Genomic DNA, 10,322 nt, shown 5'->3' with positions numbered 1-10,322 from the left:
AGATGTCGTAGGTTCGAGTCCTACTTGCGGAGTTTTTCTTTTATAGTTTGCTGCAGTAGCTCAGTCGGTAGAGCGTCGCCTTGGTAAGGCGGAGGTCGTGGGTTCAAATCCCATCTGTAGCTTCATTTAAGGGGCCTAGTTCAAACTAGGCCTTTTTTCTTGCTTTATTGGTTAATTTAAGCGGTCATGTTCGCAATTTATTTTTTTATTTGATAGACTAAATTAGAATGTATAACTTAATATAAGGAGATTATTATGGAAATTATTGGATTTATTGGCGTTTTAGCCGCCATCTGTTTGATTATCCTCTTTTCAGCTAAGGGGCTCAATATATTAATTGGGGCTCCTCTAGCGACAATGGTAGTCTTAGTAACGAATCGCATGAATGTATTGGAATGGATGCTCAGACCTGAGCAGTCTTATCTGGCTTCAGTGGGTGATTTCTTTGTCAGTATGTTCGCACTGTTTATCTTGGGGACGATTCTGTCACAGTACATGCAGGATTCCCATGCGACGACTTCGATTGCGCGGACAGTCTTAAAGATTGTGGGCCGGGACAAACCTTTTAATGCCCTCTTTGCTCTCGCTGTTATTGGGCTTTTAATTTCCTATGGGGGGATCAATTCGGTAATTGTTTACTTTGCGATTATCCCAATTGCTCACTCGGTCTTTAAGGAACTGGATATTAACTGGCGCTTGATCTGTATCCCTGTCTTCTTAGGGGTGGCGTCGATTACGATGACCATGCTGCCAGGGACCCCTTCACCAACCAATGTTATCCCAGCAGAAGCTCTGGGTACATCGATGACGGCTGGGAAATTGCTCGGTTTCGGGGCGTCGATTGTAGCCTTTATTTATGGGGTAGTCTATATGAAATTCCGTCTAGATAAGAGCTTGGCCAATGATGAGACTTTCTATTCTTACCTGGAGGATACGGACCAAGAGATGGAAGATCCTGATGAATCTGATCTGGATGAAGAGGAAGTGGCTGAGGAAGATATTCCACCTTTCTTCTTGAGTATCTTGCCGATGTTAGTCTTGATTGCGATTATCTTTATGTTTAGTGAAGTGACTAATATTGTTGTCATTGCCCTCCTAGCGGCTGTTTTACTCTGTGCTATTTTCTTCAGAAAGTATTTGAATTCTTCGGATAAGGAACTCTTGAATGAGGGGGCAGCAGATGCTGTAATGCCAACCCTAGCTATGGGGAGTACGGTGGCATTCGGGACGGTCTTGATTGAATCGACAGGTTTTAACTTCATTGTGACCTTCTTAAACAGTGTTCTTGCCAACCCAGTCTTACGCTTGACTATTGTGTCCGTTGCCTTGGGGGCAATTACTGGTTCTTCTTCAGGGACGGTGGGGATCTTAGTCAATACGATGGCACCAGAGATTATTGCTGAGGGGGTTGACCCTGTTGTCGTTCACCGGATCTCAGGTGTGGCATCTTCAATCTTTGCTCTCCTCCCCCATGCCGGAGCTTACATTACCTTTAGTTCTCTAACGCATCTGCCTCAGAAGTCGACTTATCGTGATTCCTTTGCGATTGTCGGTGGCTGTCATTTCGTTGCTTTAATTACCATGTTAGTGATCACTTACTTCTTTTATTAAAATTAGCCGGCAATCTTTGTCATTGCCTAGCTGCACCCTAGCTTATGTCGCGAGCTGGGGTGTTTTTGATTGTGATCAGGAGGAAAAATGATTGATCGCTTTTGGCGAACATAGGTGTTCTCTTATTAATCGCTTTTAGCTAAGGATTCCATGCTATGATGAATGATAAATATAGAGAACAGGGGCAGATGAATATGAAACATGTTGAAACGATTTTGGCGCAGCTAGGTAACCACAGCGATCCGCGGACGGGGGCGATTAATACGCCGATCTATCTCAGTACGGCTTATGCCCACCCACACTTGGGGGAATCGACGGGCTATGACTATGTGCGCACCGCGAATCCGACTAGAGATGTCTTACAGTCGGGGATTGCAGAGCTCGAAGGGGGCAAATATGGCTTCGCAACGGCTTCAGGGATGGCAGCTATCCAGTTAGTCCTGGAAGGTCTCTTAAAGGCTGGCGACAGGATTGTTACCCTCCAAGATCTCTACGGGGGGTCTTACCGTTACTTCCACCATATGGAAGAATTAGGGATCTATCAATTTGAATACTGTTTGGACCAAGCAGCTTTGGAGACTGCCTTGAAGGAAGAGACGGCCATGGTCTTCATTGAAACACCAACCAATCCGCTGATGGTGGAATTTGATATTGAAGCTATTGCTGAATTGGCCAAGGCAGCCGGTGCGCTCTTAGTGGTCGACAATACCTTCTATACACCGATTATCCAACGGCCTTTAGAGCTTGGAGCAGATGTCGTTGTGCATTCGGCTACTAAATACTTGGCTGGCCACAATGATGTTCTAGCTGGCTTGGTGGTCTGTTCGCGCGACGACCTGGGGGAAAAATTAGACTTCCAATTGAACACAACGGGCTCGACCTTGAGTGTCTTTGATAGTTGGTTGGTAATTCGGGGCTTGAAGACTCTGGCCCTTCGCTTCAAGCAGCATGAGAAGAATGCGCGCGCCATTGTGGACTATCTGAAGGAGGAGCCCCTGGTGACAGCGGTTAATTATCCTGGCCGTGGGGGGATGCTGTCCTTTGCGATTAAAGATACGGACCTAATTAGTGATTTCCTCCAAGCTCTAGATATTATTACCTTTGCGGAGAGCTTGGGTGGGGTGGAGAGTTTGATTACCTATCCTAAGACCCAGACCCATGCGGATATTCCTGAAGAGGTCCGGCTATCTTACGGGTTGACAGATGAAATTTTACGGATTTCGACGGGGATCGAATCTGATGAGGACTTGGTGACTGATTTGAAACAGGCTTTTGATGCTGTACGCTAAATCTTTATAGAAGAAGAAAAAAGGAAGCCAAAGCGATAACTTTGGGCTTCCTTTTTGTGCGTTAAAGGCCTTTTGCCGGTAATGGTTGATGGATAAGCAGCTGGAACTTTGACTATAAGTTCACCTGCAATTCTTACGATATATATGCTGAAATGCTTCGTCATGATAGAAGGCATATTCCCTAGTCAAGCTCAGGTTCGAAGTGGTCGTCCTGGCTTTCAGACACGTACTTGCCATTCTTCTTGTGCTGTTTGACGCAGGCGGTGAGAAGATATTCGATCTGACCATTGATCGAGCGGAAATCATTTTCTGCCCAGGCTGCGAGTTCTTGGTAGAGCTTGTCGGAAATCCGGAGGGGGACTTGTTTCTTCTTAGCCAAGGCTAGTAGAGGCTCCCTGAATTGACAATGGGTGAGACGTCGTTATTTCCGCATAAGACGACGAGGAGGTTGGAGACCATGGCAGCCTTGCGTTCTTCATCGAGTTCGACGACGGACTCTTCTTCTAATTTGGCCAGGGCCATATCGACCATGCCGACTGCGCCGTCCACGATCATGGCGCGGGCATCGATCAGGGCAGAGGCTTGTTGGCGTTGGAGCATGGCAGCTGCGATTTCTGGTGCATAGGAGAGGTGGGTGATCCGGGCTTCCAGGATTTCTAAGCCAGCGAATTCTACCCGGTCTTGGATTTCATCCTTGATGCGCTGGGCCACAATCTCGGAAGACCCGCGTAAGGACCCATCGTCAGGTTCGCCGTCCCCGCTAGTGTCGATAGGAACGCGAGGATTGACGTCATAGGGATACTGGCGGATGATATTGCGCAGGGCAGTATCTGTTTGTAAGGAGAGGTATTCCTTGAAGTTATCGACATTGAAGACCGCCTTGGCCGTGTCACTGACCTTCCAAATAACCGCGACACCAATCTCAACCGGGTTTCCAAGATAGTCATTGATCTTTTGCTTGGAATTGTTGAGGGTCATGACCTTCATTGAGATCTTCTTATCCTGACGATTGAGGTTCAAGCTAATGGCTTCCTTATCTTGGCTGGCCCCGCTTGTTTGTTCGCTCACATCCCCGCTCTGTCCTAGCTTGGTCTGGGCCGCTGGGTTAAAGGCTTGGGCGAAGGGGTTGACATAGTAGAAGCCTGCGCCTTTGAGCGTCCCGTAGTAATGGCCAAAAAGGGTCAGGGCCAGGGCTTCTTGGGGCTTGAGGACCTTGAGACCAAAGAGTAAGATCCAAGCGAAGGCGATATAAGCCAGGGCTAAGCCAATCACTAGGTTGGATCCGGCCTGGTTACCGTCTTGGTTAATGCCCCAGATAAAGGCTAGGACGGCGACCACTAGTAAGACGAAATAGGCGGTCAAGACGACCATGCCCTTCTGCTTGCCGACAAGCACCTTCTCTTCGATCTTATCGCTGTGGTCCAACTGCTGGCCCAGCTGGTCAATTTGGTTCTGGTTCTTCTTCATTTCAACGTCCTCCATTCTATTTGATATCATTATGATATCATTTTTCTTATTAGAAGACAAACAAAGTCAAGTAAAAAAGGCAGTGACAATAATCACAGCCTTTTGATAAGAATTAATGCTCTTGTTTTTCTTGTTATTAGTGTTGGTAACTAGTAATTAAAAATAATTTCTATATCAGCTATTTTGAGCAGGAGTGGAGCTTTGAATTTGATCGTTAGCCATGAACAAGCAAGCGAAGCGAATTTATGGATCGTAGGCGTCAGCCATACGAGCCGTTTGAGTCTCGCTAGGCGAGAGACCTTGGCTCAAGCCGGTGCCATGGCTCTTTAACGATCAAATTCAAAAGCGCAACGGATGCTCACTAGCATAATTTGTTTAAGAACCACATCTTTAGTTTACTCCTGCTGGTAGCGGATAGCAGCTAGTTTGAAGCTTTCATAGCTATCATAGGGGCTATGGGCCGCAATGATGGGGTCCAGCTGGTCGCTGGGCAAATCTTCCATGGCTTCCAGACTGTCCACTCCGACTTGGGCCAGGAGGTCACCCTTGGAGACTAGGTCGGAATGAGCCTGGAGGAAGCTGTTGCTGAAGAGCTGGTCCAGGTCGCTGGCATCCACTGCCTCTTTTGTCTTCTTTTTCTTCTGGGCTAGGTCAAAGCGGTCGCCGAAGCCCTTGAGCTGTGTGATATCGAATTTGAATCCCATGTGATCGACTCCTTTCTTCTAGTATAAGCTCTTCCAAGGCAAAAGCAAAGAGGCAAGGCTCTGACGAGGCAATTGGGCTAAAAGATGTTAGAATAGGACTTAGAAAGGAGCGATGTCGAATGGCTAATGAAATTGTCAAAGAAAACAACGCTTATGTAATTCGTTCAGACGAAGGCGAAAAAATCGCTGAAATTACTTATTCCCCAGCTTCCGAGGATTTTGTGATTGCCGACCATACTTTTGTCGATGAGAGCTTGCGCGGGCAAGGAATTGCGGGTAAGTTGCTGGACCACCTGGTGGCTGAAATGTCCAAAGAAGGCAAGCAAATTAAGGCTCTCTGCCCTTATGTTGTCCGCAAATTCCAGGAAAATCCTGAAAAATATGACGCCATTAACTTCGATAAGAAAAATTAAGCGAAGGGTCTAGAAAGCGCTTGCTTCCCTCTGCTTTTGGGCTATAATTAGGTTAGTAGAAAAAATAGTTCACGGAGGGGATTATAATGAAAGAGATTAAACGTATTCTAGCCCCTGTGGATGGGTCGACACCCGCCAAAGCGGCCTTAGAAGCAGCAGTTGACTTAGCCCAACACCATGGAGCTGATCTGACTATATTGAACGTGATTGATGACTTCGGTGCTTATACGGATGCTAGCGATTATACCAAGCTGAGCGATATCTTATATGACAAGAACCGGATCAAGTTGGAAGAGGATGAAGCTTATGTCAAGTCCCTGGGCTTTGATCGGGCCGAGATTAAGCTGCTCAGAGGTGAAGCCAAGGATGAGATTGTGTCCTATGCTGAGGCCAATGATATCGATCTGATTGTTGTGGGCTCAACCGGTAAAGGCAGCATTCGTCGGGCCCTCTTAGGCTCTGTGTCATCCTATATTGTCCGCCATGCCCACTGTGATGTCCTCGTGGTGCGCTAATCAGGAACTTTTGGAATTTCGATAAGCAGTGTTCGCTTTTAGGTGTCAGTGATTCGGTCCAAGGATTAAAATGACCGCTTAGAAGCTTGTTTTGATAAGCTTTCGGCCCTTTTTTGGGAACTCGTTAAATGAAGGAATAAGTGATGAAAATAGGGACTCCGAGATTGGGGTCCCTATTTTCTTCTTGCGCAAGTGCGCTTATTTTTGTATAGTAAGTGATGATAAGAAGAGAGGCGAGGGGTGCGACAATGAATTTTCATAAATTAAAGTATGTTGTAGTGGCAGCAGATAGTGGGTCCTTCCGGGAGGCTGCCCGCCGCCTGTACATGGCTCAATCCAGTCTATCCACTGCGATTAAAGAATTAGAAGAAGAATACCAGATCCAGATCTTTGAGCGGACCAAGCGGGGGATTTATATCACACCGGAAGGGAGCGAATTCCTCTCCTATGCCCGGGACATCCTCTCCCAAGTGGATGTCTTGGAGAAACGCTACCTGGAGCCAACGGGCAAGCAGATTTTCTCGGTGTCGGGCCAGCACTATGACTTTGCCTCCGAGGCCTTCTCCCAGCTGATTGCGGAATCGGACACCTCGCAGACAGACTTCCGTTTGCTGGAAACCTCAACCAAGGAAGTCCTCCACGATGTGCGGTCAGCCTACAGCGAATTGGGCATTCTCTACATGAATCCCAATAACCAGAAAGTCATCCAGCAATACCTGAACCGCCATGAGCTGGACTTTGTGGAGTTGGGTGAATTCTCAGTCCATATCTTTGTGGGCCATGACCACCCCCTAGCTGACCGAGACAGTGTGAGCTTGGAAGACCTGGAGCCCTATCCCTCCCTTGGCTTTGAGCAGAAGGAGAGCAATACCCTGCAATTCTCGGAAGAGGTGGTTGAAGGGGACAAGAAGGACCAGCAGCAAATTATGGTGTCTGACCGCGGCAGCTCCATCAATGTCCTGGTCAATACCGATGCCTATCTGATTGGCTCAGGGATCCTGAGCTCCCCCTTCAAGACCATGATGCGGACCATCCCTGTCCGCGACCAAGAACCCAACCATATCGGCTATATCCACGCCAGCTACCGCAAGCAGTCGGACCTGGCCAAGCGCTATATCGAGCTCTTGACGGCTATGGTGGATTAATCGTATCAGTCAAGTGATGACCCCAAAACTTGGATGGAGTTTTGGGGGGCTATTTCAATGGTGGTCTATTTCTTGCCTCCTATTAAATGATAGGATAGCTTGGCAACTAATAGCCGCTAGATTCAAATCATTTGAAAGCGATTAAAAGACCTGTTAGGATGAGGATAAGAGGAGTGGTCAAATGAGAAAGAAAGCTATATATTCACCCTTTGTCTTAATCCTTGATGTTGGTCTACTTGTTTTCTGGATTGTTTTGCAGGTTTACCTAGGCTATACCTGGAAAGAAGCTATATTCTCTGGATCAACTTGGCTGTTCTTTCTGGCTGTTCTAACTTATGTTTTTAGTTTTATTAGGTATCACAAAGGTAAATAATTAATTCTGATTTTAAGCTAGTGATAGGAGACTGGGACAAGAGTTCCAGTCTCTTTTTTATCAGACATTTTCCTGCTTTTAAGCGAATAGACGCTTTAGATCCCAAAAAATACCCTTTTTGCAAGCGTATAATTTGCTTATTGTGTCTTGTATCCGCTAAAATGAAGGTATTAAGAAAGCAATATTTTGTTTCAGAGTGGAGGGATCTCAATGGGAGGCTTTCGTCGTTTTATCCAGATTGTCGTTACATTAATTTTTATTTTGGCCCTAGTTGCCGCCATTTCCTTGTTCTACCCAATTCCTTACCTATCCGCCTTCGCGATTAGTTACCTAGTTGGAAATTGGACCCTACGTTTGGTCGTGGCCGTGATTTTAGGTCTACTCTTGGTATACTGCGTCTTCCTATTCTTCAGAGCGCTATTTGTTGCCAGTAAGCACCGGAGAATGGTGATGGATGCGTCGCGCGGGGATATGAATGTATCCAAGCAAGCTATCGAAGCAACAGCTTTGAGTGCAGTCAAGCATGTGGGGAATATCTACTATCCAGATGCCAAGGTGACCATCTACGATAAACCTGAGGATACAGAAATCGATATCCAAGTGAGTGTTGGTGAGATGGATAATGTGCCAATGCTCGGTCAATTGATCCAAGAGCGCGTTCAAGCAGCCGTACAGCGGACCTTGCACCTCGATGTGCACCGGATTGATGTCAAGATTAACCAAGTGAGCCCGGCAGAGAGTCGTCAAGCCAAGCACTTGACCCGGCCAGCGCAACCACGTGTTAGATAGTCAGGAGGAGTCAAATTATGGATAATGAACAAGTAAAGAAAGTTTGGGACCAATACAGTGGTCGGATTATTGGTGCAGTACTCGGCTTTATTTTTGCCCTCTTATGGATGAGCATTGGCTTCGCTGAGAGCTTGCTGATTTTTGTGGTGATGGGGGCTGCCTACTGTGTGGGCGCTTACTTCGACGGAGAATTAGACCTTAACGCTTGGTTAAAATTCTTCAATATCAAGTGATATTGGTTTCATTCTGAAGAAATATTTGTTAAAGTGAAGATAGCACTAAAGTAATAGTATAAGTAAAGGAGAGTTATTAATGTCTGAACAAGTTCAACATGAAAATGAATTAACCTATGAAGATAAAGTCATCCAAAAAATTGCTAACTATGCCGTACAAAACATTGATGGTATCTTAGAATTAAAAGGTGGCATGACTTCAGGTATCAAAGGTTTCTTCTCAGATAACGGGGAAGATGAAACTCGTGGCGTAAGTGCTGAAGTTGGTAAGAAAGAAGTAGCTCTCGACCTTGAAGTGGTTGGGGAGTTCGGTAAGGACTTACAAAAAGCCTTTAAAGATACCATTAAAGTTGTCAGCGAAAACGTTGAACATATGACTGGTTTGAAGGTTGTTGAAGTTAACATGCATGTTAACGAAGTCTACACCAAGAGCGACTATGAAAAGAATAAGAGCGATAAGGAACGTGAACAAGAAGCGCGTCGCCGCAAAGAAGCAAGCGACTACTCTGGCTCTTCACGCGTTCAATAAACATGATATAGAAGAGCAGGTGAGCTGCTCAGTAGAGAAGCTAGGACAAGTCGCCTGGCTTCTTTTTGTTTGATGAAGAAGACTGCAATAGCCTCGCTTCACAAAATTTGATGAAAGTCCTATAATTAAGTTAAGTAAAGGAGGAATCTATGATGCGTGCAATGATTTTACTTGGAAGTGGTTATGAAGAAGTGGAAGCTCTAACTGTGGTGGACTGGTTCCGCCGGGCTGGGCTCGCAATTGATATGGTTTCTGTGTCGGACGAACTGGAGACGGTGGGAGACCACCAGATTCACATCCAAGCGGACAAGCGTCTGGCTGACGTTGACCCCAGTCTCTATGACTTGATCGTTACGCCAGGGGGGATGCCTGCTTCGAAACAGTTAGCTGGAGACCAGGCTGTCCTTGATTTAGTTCAAAGCCACCATCAAGCTGGGAAGTGGCTGGCTTCCATCTGTGCCTCTCCGCTGATCTTGGAAGCTGCAGGAATTGCGGCAGAAGCTGTGGGAACCTGCTATCCAGGGATTGAAGAGACTGTTCACTTTAAAGACCATAAGGAAGACTTAGTGGTCGTCGATGAAGACGCTAAGTTGATGACTTCGAGGGGACCTGCGACGGCGACTTACTTTGCCCTCAAGCTCGTGGAACGTTTTGCCGGTGAAGAGGCTGCTAATGATTTGAAGCAGGCCCTACTCCTCGACCAAGTGGAAGCGAGTCAGGCTGGCCATGCTTAAGGCCCTCTTCCAAGCCCCCGTTCGCTTCTACCGGGCCTATATTTCGCCTTTATTTCCTGCCACTTGCCGCTACTATCCCTCTTGTTCGGCTTATATGCTGCGAGCCCTGGATAAGCACGGGGCTTTGAAGGGAACTTTAATGGGGCTGGGCCGGATTTGCCGCTGCCATCCTTTCATTAAGGGCGGCTTTGACCCGGTACCTGACCACTTCACCCTCCGTCGCAACCGGGAGGAGATTTCGGAGGCTGAGCGGGCTCTCTTGATCCAGGCTAAGGCAGAAGAAATGAGCGACCAAGAGCTTTAGAAAATCCTAGTATTTTTTTCAAAAAGGGCTAAGGAAAAATTCACACTTAATTCACAGGGGACCCTTATAGTATAAACATACCCAACAAACCCAAATAAACTTTTCTTCATATCTTTCTCCTCCAAATTGAAAGATAGCGAAAGAGGCTGAGCTGTGGAAAGGCCAGCCTTTTTCTTTTTTCCTAGGGTGTGAGCAAAGGCGGTTAGAAAGGGATGA

General features: G+C 46.6%; 16 protein-coding genes and 1 tRNA gene. 13 read left to right on the top strand and 4 right to left on the bottom strand.

What is annotated here, in order from left to right; translation table 11 throughout:
• Nucleotides 1-49: 49 nt before the first annotated feature.
• From HMPREF2626_RS04725 to HMPREF2626_RS04715, 3 genes are all read left to right on the top strand, one after another.
• Nucleotides 50-122 (top strand) — tRNA-Thr (locus tag HMPREF2626_RS04725).
• Between the two features lie 133 nt (nt 123-255).
• Nucleotides 256-1,611 carry a GntP family permease gene (locus HMPREF2626_RS04720; RefSeq protein WP_070618148.1) on the top strand — a complete coding sequence of 452 codons (1,356 nt, stop codon included), beginning with the start codon at nt 256-258 and terminating at the stop codon, nt 1,609-1,611.
• Between the two features lie 155 nt (nt 1,612-1,766).
• Nucleotides 1,767-2,900, top strand: a complete 1,134-nt coding sequence (locus HMPREF2626_RS04715; RefSeq protein WP_371440391.1) for an aminotransferase class I/II-fold pyridoxal phosphate-dependent enzyme — start codon at nt 1,767-1,769, stop codon at nt 2,898-2,900.
• 181 nt (nt 2,901-3,081) lie between these two features.
• On the opposite strand, the gene HMPREF2626_RS04710 is transcribed toward HMPREF2626_RS04715, so the two are convergent.
• Nucleotides 3,082-3,279 (bottom strand): type II toxin-antitoxin system antitoxin, encoded by a 198-nt coding sequence (locus HMPREF2626_RS04710; RefSeq protein WP_070618145.1) that lies wholly within the window; start codon nt 3,277-3,279, stop codon nt 3,082-3,084.
• A 2-nt stretch (nt 3,280-3,281) separates the two neighbouring features.
• On the bottom strand, nt 3,282-4,307 hold the full coding sequence (locus HMPREF2626_RS04705; RefSeq protein ID WP_210382793.1) for an SPFH domain-containing protein: 1,026 nt from the start codon (nt 4,305-4,307) through the stop codon (nt 3,282-3,284).
• A 261-nt stretch (nt 4,308-4,568) separates the two neighbouring features.
• Here HMPREF2626_RS04705 and HMPREF2626_RS10345 point away from each other — a divergent pair, with 261 nt between their 5' ends.
• Nucleotides 4,569-4,697, top strand: a complete 129-nt coding sequence (locus HMPREF2626_RS10345; protein ID WP_256374735.1) for a hypothetical protein — start codon at nt 4,569-4,571, stop codon at nt 4,695-4,697.
• Nucleotides 4,698-4,762: 65 nt separating this feature from the next.
• On the opposite strand, the gene HMPREF2626_RS04700 is transcribed toward HMPREF2626_RS10345, so the two are convergent.
• Nucleotides 4,763-5,071: a hypothetical protein gene (locus HMPREF2626_RS04700; protein WP_070618142.1), complete on the bottom strand. Its 309-nt coding sequence runs from the start codon at nt 5,069-5,071 to the stop codon at nt 4,763-4,765.
• 119 nt (nt 5,072-5,190) lie between these two features.
• Between HMPREF2626_RS04700 and HMPREF2626_RS04695 the strand changes: the two genes are divergently transcribed.
• From HMPREF2626_RS04695 to yidD, 9 genes are all read left to right on the top strand, one after another.
• Nucleotides 5,191-5,484 carry a GNAT family N-acetyltransferase gene (locus tag HMPREF2626_RS04695; protein ID WP_070618139.1) on the top strand — a complete coding sequence of 98 codons (294 nt, stop codon included), beginning with the start codon at nt 5,191-5,193 and terminating at the stop codon, nt 5,482-5,484.
• A gap of 86 nt (nt 5,485-5,570) precedes the next feature.
• Nucleotides 5,571-5,999 (top strand): universal stress protein, encoded by a 429-nt coding sequence (locus HMPREF2626_RS04690; protein WP_067973799.1) that lies wholly within the window; start codon nt 5,571-5,573, stop codon nt 5,997-5,999.
• Nucleotides 6,000-6,247: 248 nt separating this feature from the next.
• Nucleotides 6,248-7,144: a LysR family transcriptional regulator gene (locus tag HMPREF2626_RS04685; protein WP_070618136.1), complete on the top strand. Its 897-nt coding sequence runs from the start codon at nt 6,248-6,250 to the stop codon at nt 7,142-7,144.
• 181 nt (nt 7,145-7,325) lie between these two features.
• Entirely contained in the window at nt 7,326-7,517 is a 192-nt protein-coding gene (locus HMPREF2626_RS10130) for a hypothetical protein (protein ID WP_070618133.1), read from the top strand.
• Between the two features lie 210 nt (nt 7,518-7,727).
• A complete protein-coding gene (gene amaP / locus HMPREF2626_RS04675; protein ID WP_070618130.1) occupies nt 7,728-8,306 on the top strand; it encodes an alkaline shock response membrane anchor protein AmaP in 579 nt (192 codons plus the stop codon).
• Between the two features lie 17 nt (nt 8,307-8,323).
• Entirely contained in the window at nt 8,324-8,539 is a 216-nt protein-coding gene (locus tag HMPREF2626_RS04670; protein ID WP_070618126.1) for a DUF2273 domain-containing protein, read from the top strand.
• 79 nt (nt 8,540-8,618) lie between these two features.
• Nucleotides 8,619-9,068 (top strand): Asp23/Gls24 family envelope stress response protein, encoded by a 450-nt coding sequence (locus HMPREF2626_RS04665; RefSeq protein WP_070618123.1) that lies wholly within the window; start codon nt 8,619-8,621, stop codon nt 9,066-9,068.
• Between the two features lie 152 nt (nt 9,069-9,220).
• On the top strand, nt 9,221-9,802 hold the full coding sequence (locus tag HMPREF2626_RS04660; RefSeq protein WP_083294346.1) for a DJ-1 family glyoxalase III: 582 nt from the start codon (nt 9,221-9,223) through the stop codon (nt 9,800-9,802).
• Nucleotides 9,795-10,106 (top strand): membrane protein insertion efficiency factor YidD, encoded by a 312-nt coding sequence (yidD, locus tag HMPREF2626_RS04655; RefSeq protein ID WP_070618118.1) that lies wholly within the window; start codon nt 9,795-9,797, stop codon nt 10,104-10,106. Before HMPREF2626_RS04660 ends, yidD begins: the two co-directional genes overlap by 8 nt.
• Here yidD and HMPREF2626_RS10205 read toward each other — a convergent pair.
• Nucleotides 10,103-10,322, bottom strand: a 220-nt coding sequence (locus HMPREF2626_RS10205; RefSeq protein ID WP_210382791.1) for a hypothetical protein, incomplete at its 5' end; no start/stop codon positions are given. The two genes, yidD and HMPREF2626_RS10205, sit on opposite strands and share 4 nt — an antisense overlap.

The organism is Aerococcus sp. HMSC062A02, assembly GCF_001809535.1.
Classification (GTDB): domain Bacteria; phylum Bacillota; class Bacilli; order Lactobacillales; family Aerococcaceae; genus Aerococcus.
Note: the sequence above shows the minus strand (reverse complement) of the source record. Positions and strands in the feature narration are given on the sequence as shown.